At 64.1% G+C, this 24,700-nt stretch carries 27 protein-coding genes; 14 read left to right on the top strand and 13 right to left on the bottom strand.

Annotated elements, in window-relative coordinates; translation table 11 throughout:
* The first annotated feature begins 84 nt into the window (after nucleotides 1-84).
* Nucleotides 85-1,488 carry a siroheme synthase CysG gene (gene cysG, locus JKV55_RS16795; RefSeq protein ID WP_202088001.1) on the top strand — a complete coding sequence of 468 codons (1,404 nt, stop codon included), beginning with the start codon at nucleotides 85-87 and terminating at the stop codon, nucleotides 1,486-1,488.
* Here cysG and JKV55_RS16800 read toward each other — a convergent pair.
* The 3 genes from JKV55_RS16800 to ppa form a co-directional block, all read right to left on the bottom strand.
* Nucleotides 1,485-2,291: a TIGR03899 family protein gene (locus tag JKV55_RS16800; protein WP_202088003.1), complete on the bottom strand. Its 807-nt coding sequence runs from the start codon at nucleotides 2,289-2,291 to the stop codon at nucleotides 1,485-1,487. The two genes, cysG and JKV55_RS16800, sit on opposite strands and share 4 nt — an antisense overlap.
* Nucleotides 2,292-2,567: 276 nt before the next feature.
* A complete protein-coding gene (locus tag JKV55_RS16805; RefSeq protein WP_202088005.1) occupies nucleotides 2,568-3,113 on the bottom strand; it encodes a YtfJ family protein in 546 nt (181 codons plus the stop codon).
* A gap of 124 nt (nucleotides 3,114-3,237) precedes the next feature.
* On the bottom strand, nucleotides 3,238-3,768 hold the full coding sequence (gene ppa, locus JKV55_RS16810; RefSeq protein ID WP_106730991.1) for an inorganic diphosphatase: 531 nt from the start codon (nucleotides 3,766-3,768) through the stop codon (nucleotides 3,238-3,240).
* Nucleotides 3,769-3,964: 196 nt separating this feature from the next.
* On the opposite strand from ppa, the gene mpl reads away from it, so the two are divergent.
* The 5 genes from mpl to JKV55_RS16835 all read left to right on the top strand — a co-directional run bounded on the left by mpl (nucleotide 3,965) and on the right by JKV55_RS16835 (nucleotide 8,338).
* Nucleotides 3,965-5,323 carry a UDP-N-acetylmuramate:L-alanyl-gamma-D-glutamyl-meso-diaminopimelate ligase gene (gene mpl / locus JKV55_RS16815; protein WP_202088007.1) on the top strand — a complete coding sequence of 453 codons (1,359 nt, stop codon included), beginning with the start codon at nucleotides 3,965-3,967 and terminating at the stop codon, nucleotides 5,321-5,323.
* Nucleotides 5,316-5,948, top strand: a complete 633-nt coding sequence (locus JKV55_RS16820; RefSeq protein WP_202088008.1) for a flavin prenyltransferase UbiX — start codon at nucleotides 5,316-5,318, stop codon at nucleotides 5,946-5,948. Before mpl ends, JKV55_RS16820 begins: the two co-directional genes overlap by 8 nt.
* An 82-nt stretch (nucleotides 5,949-6,030) precedes the next feature.
* On the top strand, nucleotides 6,031-6,561 hold the full coding sequence (gene hpt / locus JKV55_RS16825; protein ID WP_202088010.1) for a hypoxanthine phosphoribosyltransferase: 531 nt from the start codon (nucleotides 6,031-6,033) through the stop codon (nucleotides 6,559-6,561).
* Between the two features lie 86 nt (nucleotides 6,562-6,647).
* Nucleotides 6,648-7,568, top strand: coding sequence for an ABC transporter ATP-binding protein (locus JKV55_RS16830; RefSeq protein WP_202088012.1), 921 nt, complete (start codon nucleotides 6,648-6,650; stop codon nucleotides 7,566-7,568).
* On the top strand, nucleotides 7,565-8,338 hold the full coding sequence (locus tag JKV55_RS16835; RefSeq protein WP_094039522.1) for an ABC transporter permease: 774 nt from the start codon (nucleotides 7,565-7,567) through the stop codon (nucleotides 8,336-8,338). Before JKV55_RS16830 ends, JKV55_RS16835 begins: the two co-directional genes overlap by 4 nt.
* 177 nt (nucleotides 8,339-8,515) lie before the next feature.
* On the opposite strand, the gene panD is transcribed toward JKV55_RS16835, so the two are convergent.
* The 7 genes from panD to dksA all read right to left on the bottom strand — a co-directional run bounded on the left by panD (nucleotide 8,516) and on the right by dksA (nucleotide 14,056).
* Nucleotides 8,516-8,902 carry an aspartate 1-decarboxylase gene (gene panD, locus JKV55_RS16840; protein WP_425445044.1) on the bottom strand — a complete coding sequence of 129 codons (387 nt, stop codon included), beginning with the start codon at nucleotides 8,900-8,902 and terminating at the stop codon, nucleotides 8,516-8,518.
* A 183-nt stretch (nucleotides 8,903-9,085) separates the two neighbouring features.
* Nucleotides 9,086-9,928: a pantoate--beta-alanine ligase gene (gene panC, locus JKV55_RS16845; protein WP_202088014.1), complete on the bottom strand. Its 843-nt coding sequence runs from the start codon at nucleotides 9,926-9,928 to the stop codon at nucleotides 9,086-9,088.
* 9 nt (nucleotides 9,929-9,937) lie between these two features.
* Entirely contained in the window at nucleotides 9,938-10,732 is a 795-nt protein-coding gene (gene panB / locus JKV55_RS16850; RefSeq protein WP_202088016.1) for a 3-methyl-2-oxobutanoate hydroxymethyltransferase, read from the bottom strand.
* A gap of 12 nt (nucleotides 10,733-10,744) precedes the next feature.
* Nucleotides 10,745-11,233 carry a 2-amino-4-hydroxy-6-hydroxymethyldihydropteridine diphosphokinase gene (folK, locus tag JKV55_RS16855; RefSeq protein ID WP_202088018.1) on the bottom strand — a complete coding sequence of 163 codons (489 nt, stop codon included), beginning with the start codon at nucleotides 11,231-11,233 and terminating at the stop codon, nucleotides 10,745-10,747.
* On the bottom strand, nucleotides 11,230-12,591 hold the full coding sequence (pcnB, locus tag JKV55_RS16860; protein ID WP_237332962.1) for a polynucleotide adenylyltransferase PcnB: 1,362 nt from the start codon (nucleotides 12,589-12,591) through the stop codon (nucleotides 11,230-11,232). Before pcnB ends, folK begins: the two co-directional genes overlap by 4 nt.
* A gap of 73 nt (nucleotides 12,592-12,664) precedes the next feature.
* Nucleotides 12,665-13,588, bottom strand: a complete 924-nt coding sequence (gluQRS, locus tag JKV55_RS16865) for a tRNA glutamyl-Q(34) synthetase GluQRS (protein ID WP_202088020.1) — start codon at nucleotides 13,586-13,588, stop codon at nucleotides 12,665-12,667.
* A 15-nt stretch (nucleotides 13,589-13,603) separates the two neighbouring features.
* Nucleotides 13,604-14,056, bottom strand: a complete 453-nt coding sequence (gene dksA / locus JKV55_RS16870; RefSeq protein ID WP_094039516.1) for an RNA polymerase-binding protein DksA — start codon at nucleotides 14,054-14,056, stop codon at nucleotides 13,604-13,606.
* 285 nt (nucleotides 14,057-14,341) lie between these two features.
* Here dksA and sfsA point away from each other — a divergent pair, with 285 nt between their 5' ends.
* Nucleotides 14,342-15,046, top strand: a complete 705-nt coding sequence (gene sfsA / locus JKV55_RS16875) for a DNA/RNA nuclease SfsA (RefSeq protein WP_202088026.1) — start codon at nucleotides 14,342-14,344, stop codon at nucleotides 15,044-15,046.
* On the opposite strand, the gene thpR is transcribed toward sfsA, so the two are convergent.
* A complete protein-coding gene (gene thpR / locus JKV55_RS16880; RefSeq protein WP_202088028.1) occupies nucleotides 15,036-15,554 on the bottom strand; it encodes an RNA 2',3'-cyclic phosphodiesterase in 519 nt (172 codons plus the stop codon). The two genes, sfsA and thpR, sit on opposite strands and share 11 nt — an antisense overlap.
* 64 nt (nucleotides 15,555-15,618) lie before the next feature.
* On the opposite strand from thpR, the gene hrpB reads away from it, so the two are divergent.
* From hrpB to JKV55_RS16895, 3 genes are all read left to right on the top strand, one after another.
* Nucleotides 15,619-18,051 (top strand): ATP-dependent helicase HrpB, encoded by a 2,433-nt coding sequence (hrpB, locus tag JKV55_RS16885; protein ID WP_202088029.1) that lies wholly within the window; start codon nucleotides 15,619-15,621, stop codon nucleotides 18,049-18,051.
* Nucleotides 18,052-18,053: 2 nt separating this feature from the next.
* The gene (mrcB, locus tag JKV55_RS16890; protein ID WP_202088031.1) at nucleotides 18,054-20,408 is read left to right on the top strand and encodes a penicillin-binding protein 1B; all 2,355 of its coding nucleotides are present in this window, start codon (nucleotides 18,054-18,056) and stop codon (nucleotides 20,406-20,408) included.
* Between the two features lie 61 nt (nucleotides 20,409-20,469).
* The gene (locus JKV55_RS16895; RefSeq protein ID WP_202088032.1) at nucleotides 20,470-20,895 is read left to right on the top strand and encodes a VOC family protein; all 426 of its coding nucleotides are present in this window, start codon (nucleotides 20,470-20,472) and stop codon (nucleotides 20,893-20,895) included.
* A gap of 21 nt (nucleotides 20,896-20,916) precedes the next feature.
* On the opposite strand, the gene hemL is transcribed toward JKV55_RS16895, so the two are convergent.
* Complete coding sequence (gene hemL / locus JKV55_RS16900; RefSeq protein ID WP_202088033.1) at nucleotides 20,917-22,203, bottom strand: glutamate-1-semialdehyde 2,1-aminomutase; 1,287 nt, start codon at nucleotides 22,201-22,203, stop codon at nucleotides 20,917-20,919.
* 154 nt (nucleotides 22,204-22,357) lie between these two features.
* On the opposite strand from hemL, the gene JKV55_RS16905 reads away from it, so the two are divergent.
* The 4 genes from JKV55_RS16905 to JKV55_RS16920 are packed head-to-tail and all read left to right on the top strand — an operon-like array spanning nucleotide 22,358 to nucleotide 24,148.
* Nucleotides 22,358-22,996, top strand: a complete 639-nt coding sequence (locus JKV55_RS16905) for a DUF6776 family protein (RefSeq protein ID WP_202088034.1) — start codon at nucleotides 22,358-22,360, stop codon at nucleotides 22,994-22,996.
* A gap of 56 nt (nucleotides 22,997-23,052) precedes the next feature.
* Nucleotides 23,053-23,397: an iron-sulfur cluster insertion protein ErpA gene (erpA, locus tag JKV55_RS16910; protein WP_202088035.1), complete on the top strand. Its 345-nt coding sequence runs from the start codon at nucleotides 23,053-23,055 to the stop codon at nucleotides 23,395-23,397.
* 8 nt (nucleotides 23,398-23,405) lie between these two features.
* Nucleotides 23,406-23,723, top strand: coding sequence for a glutaredoxin family protein (locus tag JKV55_RS16915; protein WP_202088036.1), 318 nt, complete (start codon nucleotides 23,406-23,408; stop codon nucleotides 23,721-23,723).
* The gene (locus JKV55_RS16920; protein ID WP_202088037.1) at nucleotides 23,720-24,148 is read left to right on the top strand and encodes an HIT domain-containing protein; all 429 of its coding nucleotides are present in this window, start codon (nucleotides 23,720-23,722) and stop codon (nucleotides 24,146-24,148) included. The genes JKV55_RS16915 and JKV55_RS16920 overlap by 4 nt, the downstream gene beginning before the upstream one ends.
* A 63-nt stretch (nucleotides 24,149-24,211) precedes the next feature.
* Here the strand turns inward: JKV55_RS16920 and JKV55_RS16925 are convergent, their stop codons facing one another.
* Nucleotides 24,212-24,640, bottom strand: a complete 429-nt coding sequence (locus tag JKV55_RS16925) for a universal stress protein (protein WP_202088039.1) — start codon at nucleotides 24,638-24,640, stop codon at nucleotides 24,212-24,214.
* Between the last annotated feature and the right edge of the window lie 60 nt (nucleotides 24,641-24,700).

Genomic DNA, 24,700 nt, shown 5'->3' on the forward strand with positions numbered 1-24,700 from the left:
GAATAAAAAATCATTTTTTATTATTTTGTGGGATAAGTATTTCTGTCTATAGTCGGTTTATCTCAATGGATAAGCGGAACGGCCATGGAACACCTGCCTCTTTTTATCAACATCAAGCATCGCCCTTGTCTGGTGGTGGGCGGCGGTGTCGTAGCGGCCCGCAAGGTTCGCCTGCTGCTGGCCCGGGGAGGCAGGGTCACCGTGGTTGCCCCCGAGCTGGATGCCGGTCTGCAGGCTCGCCAAGCCGAGTTCTGCTGGCTCGAGCAGGGCTTCGCCGAGCATCATCTCGATGGCCAGTTTCTGGTGGTGGCGGCCACGGATAACGCCGAGGTCAATGCCCGGGTCTATCAACTGGCCAACCGGCGCGGCATTCTGGTCAACAAGGCCGACGACAGCAAGCGCTCGGCGGTCATCTTCCCCTCCATAGTGGAACGTTTTCCGCTGCAGGTCGCCTTCAGCACCGGCGGTGGCGCGCCCTGGCTGGCCCGGTTGCTGCGGGCCCGGCTGGATGCCCTGCTGCCCCGCCACTGGGGAGGGCTGGCCCGGGTGGCCGGCACATTGCGCCGGCAGGTACAGCAGGCCTTCGGCAGCAGCGATGAACGGCGCCGGTTCTGGGCCCGGGTACAGGACGATGTGACCTTGACCGCGCTGTTGCAACAAGGGGATAAGGCCGGTGCCGAAGCCTGGCTGCGGCAGGCGATGACCAAGCCGCTGGCTGGCGAGGTGATCCTGGTCGGCGCCGGACCCGGCGATCCCGACTTGTTGACCATCAAGGCATTGAATGAATTGCAGAAAGCCGATGTGGTGCTGTTCGATCAACTGGTCTCCGACGAGATATTGGCGCTGATCCGCCCCGAGGCCGAGCGGGTTGCAGTGGGCAAGAAAGCCGGTCATCACAGCGTGCCCCAGGAGCAGATCAACCAGCTGCTGGTGGAGCATGCCCTGGCGGGCAAGCGGGTGGTACGGCTCAAGGGCGGCGATCCCTTTATGTTTGGCCGGGGAGCGGAAGAACTGCAGACCCTGAAGGCCGCCGGGATCCGCTACCAGGTGGTGCCGGGGATTACCGCCGCCGCCGGGGCCACCGCCTATGCCGGTATTCCGCTGACCCACCGGGACCACGCCCAGAGCGCGGTCTTTATCACCGGACACTGCAAGCAGGACGGCGAGGAGCCGGACTGGGCATCGTTGGCCCGTGGCCGGCAGACCCTGGTGATCTACATGGGGTTGATGCGCTCGGCCCATATCCGCCAGCAGTTGCTGCACCATGGCCTGGATGGCAACACGCCGGTGGCGCTGATCGAACGCGGTACTACCCGGCAACAGCGGGTGGTGCGTGGCCGCTTGCAGGAGCTGGCCCAACTGGCCGAGCGGGTGGAAAGCCCGGCGCTGATGGTGATAGGTGAAGTGGCGGCCCTGGCCGACTCCCTGGCCTGGTTTACCCCCCAGGCCGATGCGGCAGGCATCGATACCATGGAGCGTTGTGGCTAACGTTGCTGTAACTGCCCCACAGGGGCCAGCAGTTCGCTCAGTTCGTGCAGGTAGTCTTCTGGAGCTGTTTCAGCCATCAGGGCGGCCAGTTCGTTGCCGATGGTGGTGAAGCGGTAGTACAGCAGGCGTACGCCTTTCTTCAGCGGGTACAGTGCCTGTTGCCGGCCGTTGAACACCAGCCGCAGCGGCAAGCCGGCCGGGAGTTCACCGGACTCCAGTTCGGCCTGATGCAACAGCCCCAACTCAAACAGCTGCAGCAGGCCGGCATAAGGCAGGCGATGGCGACCCAGGCTCAGCTTGTGCTGACGCAATCCCTGCAGCAGGGTTTTATGCTGGAATCCGAACAGCAGCCGCAGGTTGTCGTCACCGAAATGGCAGCCGAGGGCACTGGCCCTTTGCAACAGCAGGGCGTCTTTTTGGGTCATCTGCTTCAGACGGTGCAGGGCCTGGATGGAACAATGCCCGGGCCGGACGATTTCCTGGGCCAGGATACTGGCCCAGAACTGCTGCATCGCCGGGTGGCGGATGTTTTCTGCCAGGGCCAGAAAGTGGCTTAGCCAGTCCGGATCCGGTTCGCTGCCCACATCGTCGGAGCTGGTCCTGTGGGCCAGTTGGATTATGGTCTCCAGGTTTTTCTGGCGGGCGGCTTCATCCAGCTGACGGCGGATCTCGAAGCGATCACCGAAGCTCAGGGGGGAGTCCCCATGCAGCAAGCCGGCCAGCCCCCGCTGTTCTGCCAGGCTGAGCAGCAGGGCCTTGCGGTTTTTGATTTTGTGATCCGGCGTTGCGGGTTTAGGCGTCATTGGCTTTTCGTTGTTAACCATGTTGACTCCATGTTAAAATTCAGCACCGAATTTTAAACGGAGCGCCGGATGCAAAAAGGTAAACCCAGAATGGCCTGGTTGCTTCTGTTTGTTGGCTATATCTCGAGCCTCGGGATCCTGGCCACCATGATAGAGTAACCCAAAACCAAAAATAAGGCCCTGAACGGGCCTTATTTTTGGTTCCTCAGAGCCTGTTTGAAATCTTTTGTTTCCGGCCAAAGCGCACTACTCTGCCGACACGCTATGAATACATCCTCAGGGAGCCAGTGCCGTCTGCACCAGCGCCAATACCTGCTCCACCTCCTGGGCGGTCAGGGCTCCTTCCTTCACGAAGCGGACGCTTCCCGCCTTGTCCAGCACTATGATGGCAGAACTTTTCGGTTCCAGTTGCCACTGCTGAGCGACCCGCCCTTTTTCATCCAGCACGATGGCGGACCAGGGGAACTCCTTCTTGCTGCTTTCGGCGCTGCTGCGCACGAAGGGCGCGGTGCCGAAGGTGGCGTCGTCCACGTTGATGATGGTCACCGTCTGGTAGCCGTCCCGGGGCAGCTCGGCGGCCTTGATCGCCTCGATCAGCGGCGCGTTCAGTTCCTTGGCGCTGCTGCGTCCGGCGATATGCTGGACCACCCTTACCTTGCCCGGCAGTGAGCCTGCCCCCCAGATGCGTTCCCCGAGCCGTTCTCCATCCAGCACCAGCTCGCCCCTGTCGCTGACGCTGACCGGCGGCAGCGGCTGATCGAATTGCAGGTTGTGAGCCGAAGCCATAAAGGGCAGGCAGGCCAGCCAGGTCCATGCTTTCATCGTTCTCTCCTTGTGGTATGAGGTCTGACCTGTCTAGCCTAAAGAATGTTACTTTTTTGTCAAATGGATAAGCATAAAAAAAGAGCACCGAAGTGCTCTTTTTGAATCCGGGTGCCGGGGGTGATCAGGCGTTGTTGTAACGCTCGGCGGAGGTCAGGATCTCGGCTTCGGCGGCGGCCTTGTCTTCCCAGCCGTCCACTTTCACCCATTTGCCCGCTTCCAGCTCCTTGTAGCGCTCGAAGAAGTGCTTGATCTGGGCCTTGAGCAGCTCGGGCAGGTCGTTTACGTCCTGGATATGGTCGTATTCCCTGGTCAGCTTGCTGTGGGGCACGGCCACGATCTTGGCGTCTTCACCGGACTCGTCGGTCATCTTCAGCACGCCCACCGGGCGGCAGCGGATCACGGCACCGGGCACCAGCGGATGCGGGGTGGGCACCAGCACGTCCACCGGGTCGCCGTCCAGGGACAGGGTCTGGTTCACGTAGCCGTAGTTGCAGGGGTAGAACATGGGAGTGGCCATGAAACGATCCACGAATACGGCGCCGGTGTCCTTGTCGATCTCGTACTTGATGGGATCGGCGTTCTGCGGGATCTCGATGACTACATAGATATCTTCGGGCAGGCTTTTTCCGGCCGGGACCTGGTTCAGGCTCATGAGGTTTCCTTTAATGTTGTCTGTGACTGGGTTGTTAACCGAGTGTACCACCCTTACCCGAGCGCATCTGTTATACAAATGGGTAAGGGTACTTCAGGGGCGACATTATAACCGCTGTCGCAGCGATCACCATACAAGTGCCCAAAGCGGCAACGGATTGTTAGAATGCAGGCTTCACAGCAGCCAGGGGCAGGTTATGCACATTCATATTCTGGGTATTTGCGGTACTTTCATGGGCGGGCTGGCGGTACTGGCCCGACAATTGGGCTACCAGGTAACCGGCAGCGACGCCAACGTCTACCCGCCCATGAGTACCCAGCTGGAGCAGCAGGGCATAGCGCTGATCGAGGGTTATGATCCGGCCCAGTTGGAGCCGGTGCCCGATCTGGTGGTGATCGGCAATGCCATGAGCCGGGGCAACCCCTGTGTGGAGGCCGTGCTCAACCGGCGCATCCCCTATACTTCGGGGCCCCAGTGGCTGCTGGAGCACGTGCTGCAACACCGCTGGGTGCTGGCGGTGGCCGGTACCCACGGCAAGACCACCACCTCCGGCATGCTGGCCTGGATCCTGGAGGACTGCGGCCTTTCCCCCGGCTTCCTGATCGGCGGCGTGCCCGGCAACTTCGAGGTGTCCGCCCGCCTGGGCGAGGCACCCTTCTTCGTGATCGAGGCGGACGAGTACGACAGCGCCTTCTTCGACAAGAGATCCAAGTTCGTGCACTACCGGCCCAGCACCCTGATCCTCAACAACCTGGAGTTCGATCATGCGGACATTTTCCCGGATCTGGCGGCGATCCAGCGGCAGTTCCACCACCTGCTGCGGATGGTGCCCGGCCACGGCCGCATCCTGATGCCGACCCGCACCCCGGCTCTGGAAGAGGTCAGGGCCATGGGCTGCTGGAGCGAGCTGGAATACGCGGGCGAGGGCGGCCTCTGGCGGGCCGAGCCCCTGGCCGCCGACGGCAGCCGCTTCACCGTGCTGCTCGAGGGCCGGCCGGTGGGGGAGGTGAGCTGGCCCTGCATCGGCCTGCACAATGTGCACAACGGCCTGATGGCCCTGGCCGCCGCCCGCCACGCCGGGGTACCGGTGGCCGACGGCATCGCCGCCCTGTGCCGCTTCGTGCCGCCCAAGCGGCGGATGGAGCCGAAGGGGGAAGTGGCCGGCATCCGGGTGTGGGACGACTTCGCCCACCATCCCACCGCCATCCAGACCACCCTGGCCGGGCTTCGGGCCCGCACCACAGAAGGGCGGGTGCTGGCGGTGCTGGAGCCCCGCTCCAACACCATGAAGATGGGGGTGCATCAACAGGAGCTGGCCGACTCCCTGCAAGGGGCCGACGCCACCTACCTGTTCCGGCCGGCGGAAATCCGCTGGGATCTGGCGGCGGTGGCGGCGGCCTGCCCCCAGGGGCGGTTGTTCGAGGAGTTGGACACGCTGATCGCCGCCCTGGTGGCCGATGCCCGCCCCGGCGATCAGATATTGGTGATGAGCAACGGCGGCTTCGGCGGCATCCATGGCCGGCTGCTGGCGGCGCTGGAGGCGGCCCATGGCTGAGTATCCGCGCGAGCGGCAGGTCACCCTGGCCCTGAGCGGCGCCTCGGGCGCGCCCTATGCCCTGGCGCTGCTGGAGCGGCTGCTGGCCGCCGGCATCCAGGTGCATCTGCTGGTGTCCGGCGCCGCCCGGGTGGTGCTGGCCACCGAGCAGGGGGAGCAGTGGCCGGGCAAGCCGGAGGCGCTGGCCGCCTGGTTGGGTGAGCGTTTTGGCGCCGAGCCCGGGCAGATCCGCGCCTACGGCAAGGAGGAATGGTTCTCGCCGGTGGCCTCGGGCTCGGGGGCGCCCAAGCGCATGGTGATCTGCCCCTGCTCCATGGGCACGGTGGCGTCCATCGCGGCGGGGACGTCGGACAACCTGATCGAGCGGGCCGCCGACGTGGTGATCAAGGAAAAGGGGCAGTTGATCCTGGTACCGCGGGAGACCCCCTTCTCGGCCCTGCACCTGGAAAACCTGCTCAAGCTGGCCCGGCTCGGGGTCACCATCATGCCGGCGGCGCCGGGTTTCTACCACCAGCCCCGGTCCATCGCGGATCTGGTCGATTTTATGGTGGCGCGCATCCTGGATCACCTGGGGCTGGAGCAGACCCTGGTGCAACGCTGGGGCTATGGCGGCGAAAAAAGTTGACCCGAAATGCAGATTTTTGCGAATTCCGCTAGAATACCGCTTTAACAACAGCCGGGTTTTTGGACCCGAACGGAGCGAAAACATGAAACACCGAGTGGATGTCCTGATCAGCACCGAAGAGGTGGCCGCCAGGATCCAGGCCCTGGGCGAGCAGATCAACGCGCACTTCGAGGGCGTCGACGAACTGGTGATGGTCGGGTTGCTGCGCGGATCCTGCGTGTTTATGGCCGATCTGTGCCGCCAGATAGCGCTGCCGGTGCGGCTCGATTTCATGACCGCTTCCAGCTACGGCAGCGGCATGGAGAGTAACCGGGATGTGCGCATCCTCAAGGATCTGGACGACGAGATCCACGGCAAGCACGTGCTGATCGTCGAGGACATCATCGATACCGGCTACACCCTGAGCAAGGTGAAGGAGATCCTCTCCCTGCGCAATCCGGCCTCGCTCAGCATCTGTACCCTGCTCGACAAGCCCGAGCGGCGCGAGGCCCAGGTGCCGGTGGACTGGGTCGGCTTTACCATCCCCGACGAGTTCGTGGTAGGCTACGGCATCGACTACGCCCAGCGCTATCGCAACCTGCCCTACATCGGCAAGGTGGTGCCGCTGGAATAACCCCGCGAGTCGGTTCCCCCCATAACAAGCATTGCGCATATGCCTGGCCTTCGCCCAGGCATATGTTTTTGAACCGGAGCCAAGCAATGACCAAAGCACTGGAGATCGAGGGCCTGCGCAAAACCTATGCCGGTGGCGTGGAGGCGCTCAAGGGCATCGATCTGACCGTGGAGCAGGGCGATTTCTACGCCCTGCTGGGCCCCAACGGGGCCGGCAAGTCCACCACCATCGGCATCATCTCCTCCCTGGTGAACAAGAGCGCGGGCAAGGTACGGGTGTTCGGCTACGACCTAGACAGCCAGCTGGAGCTGGCCAAGTCCCAGATTGGCCTGGTGCCCCAGGAGTTCAACTTCAACCAGTTCGAGAAGGTAGAGCAGATAGTGGTCAACCAGGCCGGGCTGTACGGGGTGGAGCGGGCCGAGGCCAAGGTGCGTGCCGAGCGCTACCTCAAGCAGCTGGACCTGTGGGAGAAACGGGACCAGCCGGCACGCACCCTGTCCGGCGGCATGAAGCGCCGGCTGATGATCGCCCGCGCCTTGATGCACCAGCCCCGCCTGCTGATCCTGGACGAGCCCACCGCCGGGGTGGATATCGAGATCCGCCGGGCCATGTGGGATTTCCTCAAGGAGATCAACGGCCAGGGTATCACCATCATTCTCACCACCCACTACCTGGAAGAGGCGGAGATGTTGTGCCGCCATATCGGCATCATCGACAAGGGCCGGCTGGTGGAGAACACCACCATGAAGGGGCTGCTCGGCAAGCTCAACGTGGAAACCTTTATCCTGGATCTGGCCCCCGACTGCCGGGAGCCCTTCCTGTCCGGCTTCAACTGGCAATTGCTGGACGATCACACCCTGGAGGTGGAGGTGAAGAAGGAGCAGGGGCTCAACGGCGTCTTCGGCCAGCTCAACGAGCAGGGTATCCGGGTGCTGAGCATGCGCAACAAGGCCAACCGGCTGGAGGAATTGTTCGTGACACTGGTGGAGCAGGGGAGGAAAGCATGAACGCCAAGCAGTATTACATCGCCTTTCGCAGCATATTGCACAAGGAGATAGTGCGCTTCACCCGCATCTGGGTACAGACCCTGGTGCCGCCGGCCATCACCATGACCCTCTATTTCGTGATCTTCGGCAGCCTGATCGGCAGCCGCATCGGCGAGATGGGCGGCTATTCCTACATGGCCTTTATCGTACCCGGCCTTATCATGATGTCGGTGATCACCAACTCCTACTCCAACGTGGCCTCGTCGTTTTTCAGCGCCAAGTTCCAGCGCAACGTGGAGGAGCTGCTGGTGGCGCCGGTGCCGACCTATGTGATCATCGCCGGCTACGTGGGCGGCGGCGTGGTGCGGGGGCTGGCGGTGGGGCTTATCGTCAGCCTGGTGTCCCTGCTGTTCGTGACCCTGCCGGTGAGCCACCTGTTCAGCATAGTGGCCATCGTCTTCCTGACCTCGGTGCTGTTCTCCCTGGCGGGGCTTATCAACGCCATCTTCGCCCGCACCTTCGACGATATCAGCATCATCCCCACCTTTGTGCTGACGCCGCTGACCTACCTGGGCGGGGTCTTCTACTCCATCGAGCTGCTGCCCGGCTTCTGGCAGGGGCTGTCCCAGGCCAACCCGGTGCTGTACATGGTGAACGCCTTCCGCTACGGCTTCCTCGGCATCAGCGACGTGCCCCTGACCCTGGCCTACGGCATCATCCTCGGCTTTATCGCCCTGTTCTACGGTGCGGCCTGGTACCTGATCCGGACCGGACGGGGACTGCGGCACTGAGTCCAAAGGCAGCCGGTTGGCTGCCTTTCCACTGGTTGCCAATGCCGTTTGTTATAACCACAGGTGTCGGGCAAAGGAAGCCCAATCCCTTTCACCGTGAACCATGATGTTTCAGCTTGAAGAAAAAGGCAGCCAATTGGCTGCCTTTTGTCTTGAACTGAAAGGGAAAATCCGCGATCAGGCCAGCTGCAGGGGGATGTCCTTGCTGGTGCGCACTATGTTGTTGTGGGCGTCCAGGTACACCAGGCTGGGCTTGTAGCCGGCGATCTGTTGCTCGGTCATGGGCGCGTAGGCGCAGATGATGATGCGATCGCCCACCGCGGCCTTGCGGGCGGCGGCGCCGTTCAGGGAGATCATCTTGGAGCCGCGCTCGCCGGAAATGGCGTAGGTGTGGAAGCGCTCGCCGTTCTCGATGTTGTAGATGTCGATCTGCTCGTACTCGCGGATATTGACCGCGTCCAGCAGATCCTGATCGATGGCGCAGGAGCCTTCGTAGTTGAGCTCGGCGTGGGTGACCCGGGCCTGGTGCAGCTTGCCCCTGAGCATGATGCGTTGCATATCCATGTTTAGCTTGTCTCCGTCAATTACCGCCCTGAGGGCTTATGGTTTTGCGACAGTGCCCGGAGGGGGGAGCCAGGCTCACGCCGACTCGCCGTGAACCCATCCCTGGGGGCTCGACGGCGCCATCCCTGGCGCCAACGGTCGGCTTAGCGCCTGGCTCCCCCTCCCAGCAAGACCTGAGTGTCACTACAGGGGCACTACCTGGTTATCTATCAGTCTGGCCTTGCCCAGAAAGGCGGCCATCAAAATCACCGCCGCCCGGCTGTGCTCGTTGAGCGGTGCCAGGGTGTCCGCATCGACGATATCGATACCGTCGGTGCGAAAACCGGTGCCGTCCAGCCGGGCGGCACCTTCTTTCACCAGCCGCTCGAGATCCCGCTCGCCCGCGGCCAGGCGCTCGGCCAGCCGGTTCATGGTGGCGGCCAACTCGGGTGCCCGGGCCCGCTCCGCTTCGGTCAGGTAACCGTTGCGGGAGCTGAGCGCCAGGCCGTCCCCGGCGCGTACCGTGGGCACGCCCAGGATCTCCACCGGCAGGTTCAGATCGGCGGTCATTTTACGGATCAGCGCCAGTTGCTGATAGTCTTTTTCGCCAAAGCAGGCCAGATCCGGCTGCACCAGGTTGAACAGCTTGCACACCACTGTGCTGACCCCGTCGAAGTGGCCCGGGCGCAGGGCCCCTTCCAGCACCTCGGCGATGCCGGGCACGCTGACCTTGGTCTGCTGCTGGCCGGCCGGGTACATCAGCTCGGGGGTGGGGGTGAACACCAGGTCCGCCCGGTCGCCGAGGCGTGCGCAGTCCTGCTCCAGGGTACGCGGGTAGGCGGCCAGATCGGCGGCCCGGTCGAACTGCAGCGGGTTGACGAAAATACTGACCACCACCTTGTCGGCCCGGCCCCTGGCCTGCTGCACCAGCTCCAGGTGGCCCTGGTGCAGGTTGCCCATGGTGGGCACGAAACCGATACGCAGGCCCTGGCGACGCCAGCCGGTGATGATGGCCCTCAGTTCGTCTATGGTACTGACCAGTTGCATCTGCTTTCCTCAGTTGAAGCTGTGCTCGGGGCCGGGGAAGCGGCCCTCGGCCACTTCGGCCACATAGGTTTCGATGGCGGCCCTGACGTTGCCGCTCTCGGCCAGGAAGTTCTTGGTGAACTTGGGCACATAGCCGGAAGTCAGCCCCAGGGCGTCCTGCATCACCAGCACCTGACCGTCGGTACCGGGGCCGGCGCCGATGCCGATCACCGGGATGCTCAGCTCCCGACTGATGTCGGCGGCCAGCGGGCTGGGTACGCATTCCAGCACCAGCAGCTGCATGCCGGCCGCCTCCAGGACCCTGGCATGGCGCTTGATCTGCTCCGCCTGATCCGCTCCCCGGCCCTGCAGCTTGAAGCCGCCGAACACGTGTACCGACTGGGGGGTGAGCCCCAGATGGCCGCACACCGGCACGCCCTGGCGGGTCAGTTGGGTGACGGTGTCCGCCAGCCAGTCGCCTCCTTCTAGCTTGACCATATGGGCGCCGGCGCGCATCAGGGCGGCGGCGCTGGCGCAGGCCTGCTCCGGGGTGCTGTAGCTCATGAACGGCATATCGGCGACGATAAACGCATTTTTGCTACCGTTGGCCACACAGCGGGTGTGATAGGCGATGTCGTCCACGCTCACCTTGAGGGTGCTGGCCTCGCCCTGCAGCACCATGCCGAGGGAGTCGCCGATCAGGATGGAGTGGACCCCGGCCTGTTCGAACAGGGCGGCGAAGGTGGCGTCGTAGGCGGTGATCATGGCGATTTTCTGGCCGGCCTGTTTCATCGCCAGCAGGCGGGCGGTGGTGATTTTGCTCATGGTGGTTTCCTGTTACTGCGCCGGCAACCGGATCATGCCGTTCGGCGGGCACTGCTGCAGCAGCCCGGCCAGGGGCGTGCCGCAGGGCAGTACCAGCTCCGGCGCCAGATCGGCCAGCGGATAAAGCACGAATTCCCTTTGTTTCATGCCGTAGTGGGGGATGGTCAGCCGTTCGTCCTCGATCTGCCGCTCACCGTAGAGCAGTATGTCCAGATCCAGGGTGCGGGGGCCCCAGCGTTCTTCCTTGCGCTCCCGTCCCTGGGCCAGCTCGATCGCCTGCAGGGCGTCGAGCAACGCATGGGGAGACAGGGCGGTGTCGAAGACCGACACGCCGTTGACATAGGCCGGCTGGTCCGCCGGTCCCATGGGCCGGCTCTGGTACAGCGGCGAATGGCGCAGGCTGCCGGGAGCGGCCAGCGCGGCCAGCGCCTGCCGGGCGGCGCTGAGTTGCGCCAGTGGATCACCGAGGTTGGCGCCGAGGGCGACAAAGACGCGGGTCACACTTCTTTTCTCCGGCGCGGACGGCGACGGGGGCGTTTGCGCGGCGATTTGCGCGGGGCATCCTCGCCCAGGTCTTCGTCTTGATCATGGGCCGCCGCCTGGCTCAGGCGTTTCTGGTCGACCGGATTGGCCACCTGGAAATCGGTCCACCACTCGGCCAGCTCCTTGAGCCGCGGATCCAGTTCGGCGCGCAGCAGCAGGAAGTCGTAGCCGGCACGGAACTTGGGATGTTCCAGCAACCGATGGGGGCGCTTGCCGGCACGCTTGGGCAGCCGCTCCTGCAGTTGCCATATATCGCGCACCACCGTGCTGAAACGGCGGGGCACGGCCACCGTCTTCACTTGCCGGCCGATCACTTCGTCGGCGGCCAGCATGAAGGCATCGTAATAACCGAGGCCGCCGTCATTGACGAATTCCTGGGTGCGGACTTCCACCGGACCCCACAGCAGCGCGGCATAGAGGAAGGCGGGGGTGACCCGCAGATCCTGGGCGATGCGTTCGTCGGTGTTGGCCAATGCCAGTTCGATAAAACGACCGTAGCGGTTATTGCCCCGCCCCATGACCTCGGCGGTTTCCGGGAACAGGGGGGCGAACAGGCCGTAGTGCTGCATCTGGCGGTAGGTTTCCAGGCCCTGGCCGGCGAGGAACAGCTTGAGGGTCTCCTCGAACAGCCGGGCCGGAGGGATATCGGCCAGCAGGGGCGCCAGGCCCTGGATGGGGGCCTCGGTGCGCGGGCTAATCGCCAGGTCCAGCTTGGCGGAAAAGCGCACCGCCCGCAGCATGCGCACCGGGTCTTCCCGGTAACGGGTTTCGGGATCGCCAATCAGCTCCAGGCGGCGGGCCTCCAGATCCTTGAGGCCGCCGGCAAAGCCGAGCACGCTGAAGTCGGCGATATTGTAGTAGAGGGCGTTGACGGTGAAATCGCGCCGTTCGGCGTCTTCTTCTATGGTGCCGTAGACGTTGTCGCGCAGCAGCATGCCCTCGGAGGACTGGGCCGAGACATGCTTGTTGGTGTTGACCTGATGATGGTGGCCACGGAAGGTGGCCACTTCGATCACGTCCCGGCCGAACAGGACATGGGCCAGGCGAAAGCGGCGTCCTACCAGGCGGCAGTTGCTGAAAAGCTGCTTGACCTGCTCAGGGGTGGCGTTGGTGGCGATATCAAAGTCCTTGGGCTGGCGGCCCAACAGCAAGTCACGCACACCGCCGCCCACCAGGTAGGCTTCAAAGCCGGCCTTGTTCAGGCGATACAGTACCTTAAGGGCGTTATCACTGATTTGTCGGCGCGAAATGCCATGCTGGTCGCGCTCTAGCACCACGGGTTGCAACGGCAACGCCTCCTGTTGTCGGGTGAGCAGCTTTTTACAAAAGCCGGCAATCTGGGAAAAAATAGGACACCTCGCAAGGCCTTAAGCTAAAAAAATCGGCGCACTATGATAGCGCAGGGCGCTGTAAATGCGAACTATCTGCGCACTTCAGCTCTATATGAGGTCCTTTGGGGACCAGTTCGAGCCGCCAGTGCTGTTGGGCCCAGGCCAGCAGTTCACCGCAATCGGCCTGTTGCAGCGCCGGCGGCGGCTGCTGACCGAGAAAGTCCAGGGCCAGCCAGAGCAGTTGGCCGGCCTGGCGCACAGCCAGGGCCGGGGCATGGTTCTGCTTGGACAGCTTGTGCCCGGCCCGCACCGCCAACGGCAGGTGCAACCAGCCGGGCTCGGGCGCGCCCAGTAGGCGGTAGAGCGCAATCTGGCGTACCGTGGGCTCGAGCAGATCGGCGCCGCGTACCACTTCGGTGACGCCGGCATCCCGATCGTCGATGACCACCGCCAGATTGTAGGCGTAAAGACCGTCGCGGCGGTGCACGATAAAGTCTTCTTCCGCCAAGGCCCTGGGCACCTGCACCGCCCCCTGCAGACGATCCTCGAAGCCGTAGACCGGCCGTTCCAGCCGCAGCCGTACCGCCGCACCCGCGGCGGGGAGAGCCAGATCCCGGCAGTGGCCGTTATAAAAGCCGCCGGCGTCGGCAATCGCCCTCCGGGTGCAATGGCAGTGATAGCTGAACCCTCGCCCGCTCCAGTCATCCAGCACCGCCTGATAGTGGGCGTGGCGCCGGCTCTGGTACACCAGGGGGCCATCCCAGTGCAGGCCGAAGGCGTCCAGGGTGCGCAGTATGTCGTCGGCGGCACCGGGTATTTCCCGGGGCGGATCCAGATCCTCGATGCGTACCAGCCACAGTCCCCGGTTGGCTTTGGCCTGCAGGTAGCTGCCGAGGGCGGCAATCAGGGAACCGAAATGGAGGGGACCGCTGGGCGAGGGAGCAAAGCGCCCAATATAGCGGTCGGGCGCGGTGTTGGTCATAAAGGTAAGGCCGGTTCAGTAACCGGCCATCTGTTTTTCCTTGATCTCGGCCAGGGTCTTGCAATCGATGCACAGATCGGCGGTAGGACGGGCTTCCAGCCGGCGGATACCGATTTCGACACCGCAGTGCTCGCAATAACCGAAATCGTCATCTTCGATTTTTTGCAGGGTTTTCTCGATCTTCTTGATCAGTTTACGTTCCCGGTCGCGGGCCCGCAGCTCGAGGGCGAATTCTTCTTCCTGGGCGGCCCTGTCTACCGGATCGGGGAAGTTGGCGGCCTCGTCTTTCATGTGGCCGACGGTGCGATCCACTTCTTCGCGCAATTGATTGCGCCAGGCACCCAGGATCTTGCGGAAGTGCGTTTTCTGCGCTTCGTTCATGTATTCTTCGTCGGGCTTCGCCTGGTAGGGCTCAACACCGGCAATGGCCAGAATACCGAGAGATTTTTTGGTTTCGACTGCTGGCATCCCGTATCTCCTAAAAAGCAATATTGCGCCAACCAAATTCAAGAAGCGGCTATCTATAGCAGAAAGCATGTTAACAAGGCAATTTTGCGTTGTGATTTCTGCCGCGGCTGTTCCTTAAATACGACCGTGGCCACTTCTTTTATCTTCACCAACACGACGAAAGACAGAGCGGCAACTCTTTGGTGAGCCCTCCATATGGGGACGGGAAATAGCGTTTTCAAGAGTGGATGCGGTACTGTTGCTATGGTTACCATTGCACTCCATTTATGAACTATAGGTATAATTGTGCAGTTTTCCTCTCCTTTATGCCGTGGGCGCCTGGTCCGGCGCTACAAGCGTTTCCTGGCCGACGTGATCCACCAGGACAATCCCCTGACCCTGCATTGCCCCAATACGGGCCGGATGACCGGTTGTGCCGGGCCGGACTGGCCGGTGTATTTTTCCACCTCGGACAACCCTAAGCGCAAGTATGCCCATACCTGGGAACTGACGGAGAATCCCGAGGGACAGCTGATCTGTGTCAATACCACCCGGGCCAATCAGTTGGTGGCGGAGGCCCTGGCCCAGGGGTGGATCCCGGAACTGGCCGGTTATCCAAGGGTGCGGGCGGAAGTTCGCTACGGCGACGAAGGCAGCCGTATCGACTTCCTGCTGAGCGGTGGCGAGCGACCCGATTGCTATGTGGAGGTCAAGAGCGTGACCCTGCTGGAGCAGGACGGCCGGGGCTATTTCCCGGATACCCTGAGCGAGCGGGCCCAGAAGCATGTGCGCGAGCTGATGGCTTGTGCCCGCACCGGACAGCGGGCGGTGATGTTGTTCTGTGTGTTGCATACCGGGATAGATCGGGTCAGCCCGGCCCGACATCTGGATCCGGCCTATGGCCGGCTGATCGACGAGGCGCTCTCGGCAGGGGTGGAATGCCTGGCCTGGGGTGCCGACATCGGGCCCGAGGGGATGCGGCTGGCCCGGGCACTGCCCTTTACTCCCTGAGTGGCCAGCTGCGCAGCAGCTCGTAGTGGGGCCCCTGCTCGGTCTGGATGGAGCGATAGAGGCCGAGCGAGCGGGGTCGGTAGACGAGCGGTTCCGTTTTCGGCAGCGGGCAGGCCGCGCAGTGCCGAAAGAGGGTGACATGGGGACGAAAGGCCCGGTGGGGGGGGCCCAACTTCAGTCCTGCGCAATACCGTCCCAGCTCGTCGGCCAGGCGGGCCAGCGCCTCGGGCACCCGGCCCGGCCCCGTCCACACCACGCCTGCCCTGGGGAAGCAGCCCAGCCGGTCCAGGCGCAGGGAAAAGGCGGGCAGGGCATGCCGGCCCAGCCAGCGCACCAGGGCCGCTTGCCGGGAGGGCTCGGTCTGGCCGAAAAAGCGCAGGGTCATATGTAATTGATGGGCGGGTATCCGTCGGCCGGGCAGGGCCAGCCAGTCCTGCAGCCGGCCCAGGGCGGGTGCCAGCTCGTCGGCGGGAAAGGCCAGGAACAGCCGGTTGCCGGACTCGTTCATCGGCATAGTCCTTTGCAGAGGCTTTTGGCACAATATAGCGGTTTTCGGCCAGTCAGGTAACAGCGTGAATCAACTTCCTATCGTCGAGGCCCTGCCGCAGCTGCGGCAGGCGCTGGCGTCGCCCCGCATCATCATCGAAGCGCCGCCCGGCGCCGGTAAATCCACCTGGCTGCCGCTTTGGCTGCTGGAGCAGGCGGAGATCCGGGGGCGTATCATCATGCTGGAGCCGCGCCGGCTCGCGACCCGTACCATAGCCCAGTACCTGGCGCAGCAGCTGGGGGAGACCCCGGGCGGGCGCATCGGGTACCGGATGCGCGGTGAAAGCCGGAGCGGCAGGCATACCCGGCTGGAGGTGGTGACCGAGGGGGTCTTGACCCGGATGCTGCAGGCGGACCCCGAGCTGGAGGGGGTGGGGCTGCTGATCTTCGACGAGTTCCACGAGCGCAGCCTGCAGGCGGATCTGGCCCTGGCCTTCGCCCTGGAATGCCAGGCCCTGCGGGAAGATCTGAAGATACTGGTGATGTCCGCCACCCTGGAGGGGCTGGCGCTGGAGCAACTGCTGCCCGATGCGGTGACGGTCCGCAGCGCCGGGCGCAGTTTTCCGGTCGAGCTCGAGTACCAGCCCCGCAACCAGCACAACCGGCTGGAGGAAGCGATGGGGCGGGCCATACTGGCGGCCCTCAGCCGGCATGAGGGCAGCGTGTTGGCTTTTCTGCCCGGTGAGCGGGAGATCCGCGCCACTCGGGACTGGCTGGCCGACAAGGTGGCCGACGGGATTGAACTCCGACCTCTGTATGGCCGGCTGACCCTGGCCGAGCAGCAGGCGGCGATTGCGCCGGCGGCGGTGGGGCGGCGCAAGGTGGTGCTGGCCACCAATGTGGCGGAAACCTCCCTTACCATAGACGGCATCGGCATAGTGGTGGACTCGGGGCTGGAGCGCCAGGCCCAGTTCGATCCCGAGGCCGGCATTACCCGGCTGCTGAGCCGGCAGATAGGCCAGGCGTCCGCCACCCAGCGGGCCGGCCGGGCCGGGCGGCTGGGGCCCGGCGTCTGCCTGCGGTTATGGCCGCGGGAGCAACAGGAGCGACTGGCGGCCCGGCGGCCGGCGGAAATAGAACAGAGCGATTTGTCTGGATTTATGCTGGAATGCGCCGCCTGGGGCGCCGAACCCGAAGGCCTGCCGCTGCTGACGCCGCCGCCGGCCCCGCTGCTGGCGGCGGCCCGACGCCAGTTGGCGGAGCTGGGGTTGTTGCACGGATCCCAACTGAGCTCGCTTGGCCGGCGGGTCTGGCAACTGGGGGCCGAACCCTGGCTGGGCCAGTTGCTGCTCACCGCCCTCGACTGGCAGCGGCAGGGTCGGGAGGGCGCCCTGGCCGACGCCGTCTACCTGGCGGCCCTGCTGGAAGAAGGCCGGCTGGAGGACGCCCCCCTGTCGGGGCAACTGCTGGCCCGGCAGGGGCGGCTGAAGCCGGCGGCCGAACGCTGGTTCGGCCGGTTGGAGCAGCCCTCCGCCGCGCCGGGCGGCCGTTACCTGGGCCCCCTGCTGGCCAATGCCAGGCCGGAATGGGTGGGGTTGCTGCGCCAGCAGGGCCGCTACGCCCTGGCCGGCGGCCTGAGCGCCGATCTGCCCCAGGGCAGCCCCTTGCTCGGCAAGGCCATGCTGGCGGTGGCGGCCCTGGGCCGCGGTGAACGGGGCGTCTTTATCCAGGGCGCCGAGCCGGTCACCCAGGAGCAGTTGGGTCAGTGCTTGCCCGGGCGTTTCGAGGAACGCCAGCAGCTGCAGTGGGATAGCGAGGCCAACCGGGTGCGGGCCGAGCGCCAGCGGTGCTTCGGCAAGCTGGTGCTGCAGCGCAGCCCCCTCAACGAGGTCAGTCCCGAGCAGCGCGCCCGCTGCCTGCTGGATGAGCTGGTACGCCGTGGCTGGATGGCGCTGCCGCTGGACGAAGAGGTCCGCCAGTACTGGCTCAGATTGAAACTGGCCGGACAGAAGCTGGCCGACTGCGGCTTCGCCCCCTGCGACGAGGCCCAGTGGCTGGCGGAGGCCGAAGGGTGGCTGCTGCCTTACCTGACGGGGCTTGGCCGCTGGGAGGAGCTGGGCCGGCTGAACTGGCTCGGCATATTTAAGAGTCGGCTGGACTGGTCACAGCAGCAATTGCTGGATACCCTGCTACCCGGCCACCTCGAACTGGCCACCGGCACCCGGGCCGCCATTCGCTACCGGGAGGAGGACGATCCCGTGCTGCCGGTGCGGCTGCAGGAGATGTTCGGCCAGTCGGGCACACCCGAACTGGCGCGCGGACGGGTGCCGCTGGTGCTGGAACTGTTGTCGCCGGCGCGGCGCCCGCTGCAGGTTACCCGGGATCTGGCCGCCTTCTGGGCTGGATCCTACCAGGATGTGAAAAAAGAGATGAAGGGGCGTTACCCCAAGCACGTGTGGCCTGAGGATCCTGCCAATACGGCACCGACCCGGCACACCAAGAGGCAGATGAAGCACTGATTATGGCAAAACAGACCCGAACCCGTAAATCAACCAAAAAGCCCGTGAAAAAACGCCGTTCATGGTGGGGCCTGCTGTTCAAGCTCGGCCTGGTGATGGCCGTGTTGCTGGGCATCTTCGGTATCTATCTGGACAGCCAGGTGCGGGAGCGTTTCGAGGGCCAGAAGTGGGCCCTGCCCGCCCTGGTCTACAGCCGGCCGCTGGAGCTGTTCCCGGGGCAGAAGCTGTCCCACCAGCAGATGCTGCGCGAGCTGCAGTTGCTGAACTACCGCAAGGTGGCCAGCCCCGGCCGGCCCGGCGAATACGCGGTGACCAACAACCGTATCGAAATTCACCGTCGTCCCTTCAATTTTTCCGATGGGGCCGAAGCGGCCCGTTCCATCCTGCTGACCTTCGACGGCCAGCGGCTGGCGCGGATGCAGAACCCGGCCAACGGCCGGGAACTGGGTTATGCCCGCATGGATCCCGTGCTGCTCGACCGGCTCAACGTGGAGCAGCGGGAGGACCGGCTGCTGGTACGGCTGGATCAGGTACCCGAACTGCTGGTCACCACCCTGCTGACGGTGGAGGACCGGGATTTCTACCGCCACGACGGGGTGTCTCCACTGGCGATCCTGCGTGCCCTGGTGGTCAACCTCAAGGCTGGTCGTACCGTACAGGGCGGCAGCACCCTGACCCAACAGCTGGCCAAGAACTTCTTCCTCACTCAGGATCGCAGCCTGTGGCGCAAGGTGCAGGAAGCCTATATGGCGCTGATCATCGACTTCCGCTACGAGAAGGACGAGATCCTGGAAGCCTACCTGAACGAAGTCTACCTGGGGCAGAATGGATCCCAGGGGGTGTACGGCTTCGGCCTGGCCAGCTATTTCTATTTCGGCCTGCCCCTGAATGAACTCAACCCGGACCAGATAGCCTTGATAGTGGCGCTGGTGAAGGGACCCTCCTTCTATGATCCCTGGCGCAATTCGGGGCGAGCCCAGGAGCGGCGGGATCTGGTATTGCGCCTGCTGGCCAATGAAGGCCATATCGACCGTGATACCTATGAGCAGTCCAGCAGCAGGGAGCTGGGGCTGATTGAGCGCGGACGCATGGGCTACGGCCGTACCCCGGCCTTTATGGGGCTGCTGCGCCAGGAGCTGCGCGAGCGTTTCGGCGCCGACTACCTGCGGCAGAACGGGCTCAAGATCTTCAGCAGCCTGGATCCCATCGCCCAGCACAGCGCCGAACAGGCGGTGGTGGAGCAACTCAAGCAGCTCAGGGCCAATACCAAGCGCAACGATCTGGAAGCGGCGATGGTGGTGTCCAACTGGCGCAAGGGCGAGGTCAGCGCCGTGGTCGGCGGCGCCGACCCCAGTTTTGCCGGCTTCAACCGGGCGCTGGCGGCGCGCCGGCCCATCGGTTCCCTGATCAAGCCGCCGGTGTTCGCCGAGGCCCTGGCCAACGGCTATACCCTGGCGACCCCGCTCAAGGATGAACCCATCAGCCTGCGCAGCGATGCCGGTCAGGTGTGGCGGCCCAACAACTACGACCGCCAGTTCCGCGGCCAGGTGATGTTCTATGACGCCCTGGCCAAGTCCCTGAACGTGCCCACGGTCAACCTGGGCATGGCCATCGGGCTGGACAAGGTGGTCGACGGCCTCAAGCGGCTGGGGGTGCAGCAACCGATCCAGGCCTATCCGTCGCTGCTGCTCGGTACCCTGGAGCTGACGCCCATGGAGGTGAACCAGCTGTACCTGAGCCTGGCCAACCAGGGGCTCTACCAGCCGCTCACCTCCATCCGCGCCATCCAGGACGAGCACGGCGAGCTGCTCTACCAGCACGACGCCAGGGCGGTGCGGGTGCTGGAGCCGGAAGCCGGCTACCTGGCGCTCTACGCCATGACCAAGGTGGTGGGCGGCGGCACCGCGGCCCACCTGGCGGCCCGCTTCCCCAACCGGGTGATGGCGGGCAAGACCGGCACCACCAACGATCTGCGGGATACCTGGTACGCGGGTCTGGACAACGAGGAGCTGGTGAGTGTCTGGGTGGGGCGCGACGACAACGGGGTGACCGGCCTGACCGGCGCCAGCGGCGCCCTGCGGGTCTACAGCCGCTACCTGGACGGACGTGGGGTCGACTCCCTGGAGCTGACGGCCCCCGCCGGCATCGATCAGGTCAACTTCGCGGTACGCGACGGCCAGCCTGCCGATCCGCGCTGCGAACCGACCCAGCTGCTGCCGGCCAAGGCCGCCGGCCTGCCGGGCATTCGCGACTGCCGGCCGGTCGTGCCGGTGCAGCAGCCCCAGCAGCCCCAGCGACCCTCGTCCGGCGAGCCGATCAGCGACTGGCTGAGGGACATTTTCAATTTCGCCCGCTGAGGCAGGGTGAAAGCCTCCATCTCTGTATATGCTCAATAGTATGGAGATGGAGGAGCTTCCCATGTTTTCTTTTCATCACGTCACCCTGAGCGTGCGTAACCTGTCCGTGGCCGAAGGATTCTACAAGGGGCTGGGGTTCGAGCCGGTTTATCGTTGGCAGGATGCCGAAGGTCGCCTGCAGATCTGCCACTTGCGGCTGGGGCAAGCCCTACTGGAGCTCTACTGTTTCCGCCCGGAGGAAGAGGCCGAGCTGTCTTCCATCCCGCCCTGGGCCAACGGCTTTCGCCTGGGATTGCGTCACTTCGCCCTGCAGGTGGACGATCTGGACCGGGCCCTGAGTTCGCTGCACGGTGCTGGCATGCTGACCGACAAGCCCTCCCCGGTGAAGGGACAGACCTGCTCCCGTTACGTGTTCATTCTGGATCCGGACGGCAACAGCGTGGAATTGCTGGAAGGGCCGCTGGTGGAGATCCAGCGGCCGGAGTAGGGCGGGTTAGCCCCGGGCGGGTCAGCCTTTCAGGGCCGCGAAGGCCCGCTCGGCGGCGGCCAGGGTATGGGCCAGCTCCTTGTCGCCGTGGGCCAGGGACATGAAGCCGGCCTCGAAGGCGCTGGGCGCCAGGTAGACGCCCTCTTCCAGCATCAGGTGGAAGAAGCGCTTGAAGGCCGCCAGATCACAGCGGGTCACCTGCTCGTAGCGGCTGATCTCCTTCTCCTCGGTAAAGAAGAAGCCGAACATGGCGCCCACCCGGGTGGTGGTGAAGGGGATGCCGTGCCTGTCGGCCGCCGCCTGCAGTCCTTCCACCAGGGTCTGGGTCTTCTGCTCCAGCGCTTCATATACGCCCGGCTGGCCGATGGCATCGAGGGTGGCCAGGCCGGCGGCCATGGCCACCGGGTTGCCGGACAGGGTGCCGGCCTGGTAGACGGGACCGGTGGGCGCCAGGTGTTCCATCACCTCGCGGCGGCCGCCGAAGGCACCCACCGGCATGCCGCCACCGATGATCTTGCCGAGGGTAGTCAGATCGGGTTTGACCCCGTAACGTGCCTGGGCACCGCCCAGGGCGGCACGGAAGCCGCACATCACCTCATCGAAGATCAGCAGGGCGCCGTACTGGTCGCAGAGGGCGCGCAGGCCTTCGAGGAAACCGGGGGCGGGGGGGATGCAGTTCATGTTGCCGGCCACCGGCTCCACTATGATGCAGGCGATGTCCGCCGGGGCGGCTGCGAAGGCGGCCTTGACCGAGTCCAGATCGTTGAAGGTGCAGGTCAGGGTGTGCTTGGCGAAGTCGGCCGGCACCCCCGGCGAGTTGGGCTGGCCCAGGGTGAGGGCACCGGAGCCGGCCTTGACCAGCAGGCAGTCGGCATGGCCGTGATAGCAGCCTTCGAACTTGAGGATCTTGTCCCGACCGGTAAAGCCCCGGGCCAGGCGAATGGCGCTCATGGTGGCTTCGGTGCCGGAGTTGACCATGCGCACCTGCTCCATGGAGGGCACCAGCTTGTTCACCTGTTCCGCCATGGTCACCTCCACGCCGGTAGGGGCGCCGTAGCTCAGGCCGCGGGAAACCGCTTCGATGACCGCATCGCGCACTACCGGAGCATTGTGGCCCAGGATCATGGGGCCCCAGGAGCCGATATAATCAACGTAGGCTTTGCCGTCCACGTCGAAGAGATAGGCGCCGTCGGCCCGCTCGATAAAGCGCGGGGTGCCGCCCACGCCGTTGAAGGCGCGGACCGGGGAATTGACGCCGCCGGGGATCACCCGGCGGGCTTGGGCAAACAAATCGTCGGACTTGGACATGTCGGTATCCTTTGAATAGGTCAGAGGTGGCGCTTGGCCGGGGTGGCCCGACTATAGCAAAAAGCGGACGGGCCGAGAATGGGGGTGGTTTGCCGCTGGTGCCGTGGCCGGGGCTTTGGCACAATCCGCCGCTGTGTTTAATTGGGAGCCGTTTATGAACAAGCCGCTTGACCTTCGTCTCTTGATTGCGTCTCTGGCGTTAAACCTGCTGCTTGCCGGTGTGGCCGTGTATGTCGGGTTGCGCTACCAGGAGCAAAGCCGGCAGGCTGCACATAGCTTGCAGCAGGCGGAGCGTCATCGACAGGAAATGCTGGGGCTGAGGGTGGATTTGCAGGCTCTGCTGAGTGCCGAGAGCAGCCAGTTGGCACAGCTGGAGCAGCAGTCCCGGCAGTTGGCGGAGCAGGCCCAGCAACTGGCCCTGTATCGTCAGGTACTGGCTCCGGACGAAGGTCCCGGGCTGTTGCTGGCCCAGGAGGACATAGCGGCACAGGGAGAACCGGGGCTGTTCAGTTACCGGCTGGTGTTGCTGCAACCGGGCAGTACCGGGAGCCGGGTTACGGGACAGGCCCGGCTGCAGGTGCGGGCGGTGCAGGACGGCCGTGCCCTGCTCCTGGATGACGATGCCCTGGGGGTGGCGCCGGTGACCCTGGATTTCCGCCATTTCCAGGTGCTCTCCGGCCAATTGCGGCTGCCTTCCGAGGTCCGGGCGCAGACCCTGGAGGTGCGCTTAGAGCTGGAGGGCAACAGCAGGCGCACCCTGAGCCTGAACTGGCCGATCCCGGACAATACTTGAACTGTTTACTCGGGTATTGGATAATTTTGAGCGACAACCAACCCCAAGAGGTAGTGATGAGCGATGCAATCCCCTTGCCTATCCAGATGAGTGATTCGGCAGCCAACAAGATTAAAGCCCTGATTTGCGAAGAGGAAAATCCCGAGCTCAAGCTCAGGGTCTATATCACCGGCGGTGGGTGTTCCGGCTTTCAATACGGTTTTACCTTCGATGAAAAAACCAACGACGGCGATACCGTGATCGAGAAGAACGGGGTCATCATGGTAGTCGACGCCATGAGTCTGCAATATCTGGTGGGTGGTACCGTCGATTATGTCGAAGGCCTTGAAGGCTCCCGCTTCCTGGTCACCAACCCCAACGCCACCAGTACCTGTGGTTGCGGCTCATCTTTCAGTGTTTGAGGCGGCATATGTCCCTGTTCGACTGGCTCGGGGGAGCCGAAAACAATGAGGCCCCGGTGGTGGATAGCGTGACCAAGCTGGCGCTCTACCAAAAGGCCTGGTGTCCCTACTGCCAGCGGGTGAAGGCGGCGATCGACGAATTGGGCCTCGATATCGCCGAATATGACACCAATGCGCCGGAGCACCTGCAGGCGCTGCTGGCGGGGGGCGGCCAGCGCATGGTGCCCTGCCTGCGCATCGAGTTCGAGCCCGGGCGCTATTACTGGCTGTACGAGTCCATGGATATCATCGCCTATCTGCGTCGCCATTTTGGAGCGGGACAGTGAGCGCCTTCCGGTTGCATCCGCAACTGGCGGCGGATTGCCAGGTGCTGGGGGAACTGCCTTTGAGCCTGGTGCTGCTAGCCAACGACAGCCGCTATCCCTGGCTGATCCTGGTGCCCCGGCGGGCCGAGATCCGGGACATCCACCGGCTGAGCGAGGACGACCAGCTGCAACTGCTGCGGGAGTCCTGTGCGCTGGCCCGCTTGATGGAGACCGAACTGGCGGCCGACAAGATGAATATCGCCGCCCTCGGCAATATGGTGCCCCAGCTGCATCTGCATCATGTGGCCCGCTTCACCACCGATGCCGCCTGGCCCGCGCCTATCTGGGGCAGGCATCCGGCCCTGGCCTATGCCGACCCCTGGGCCGAAGCCGAACGTTGGCGCCGGCGGCTGGCCGGACTCGAGGGCTTTTCGGTCGCGGGATAGCGCCAGTTCGCCGAGGGTCGAGCGCCGCCGCCGCCGAACAGGGGGCGGCGCCTGGCTGCCGGTTTATTTCTCCAGGGGAACGACCAGCAGGTCGCAATTGATCTTCTCGATAAGCTGGTGGGCCACGGACGAATTCTGGCGAAACAGATGATGCTCATGACCGCAGATCAGCAAATCCGCGTCGCAGAGTCGCACGGCTTCACAAATCTGTTCCACCAGGTCGCCGCTGATCAGTATCTGCTTCTCCAGGGGGTAGTCCACGGACGCCAGCATCTGCTCCAGCTCCTTTTTGGCGGCGAGCAGCGGTTTGTCCTCCAGCTTGTGGGTGAACACTTCATACATCTGGTTATACAGACTCTGCATCTTGAGGTTGACGTGAACGATCGACAGCTTGGCCTGGTTGGCCTTGGCGCGGGCAACGGCCTTGTCCAGCACCTTCTGGTAATTGGGGGACAGGTCGATGGTGACGAGAATATGCTGATATCCACTCATTATTAATACTCTTATTCCATTAGTGAGTTTAGTGATACCCGACCGGGAAGACGGGCGATA

The sequence above is a fragment of the Zobellella iuensis genome (assembly GCF_016746085.1).
In the GTDB taxonomy this organism is placed as follows: domain Bacteria; phylum Pseudomonadota; class Gammaproteobacteria; order Enterobacterales; family Aeromonadaceae; genus Oceanimonas; species Oceanimonas iuensis.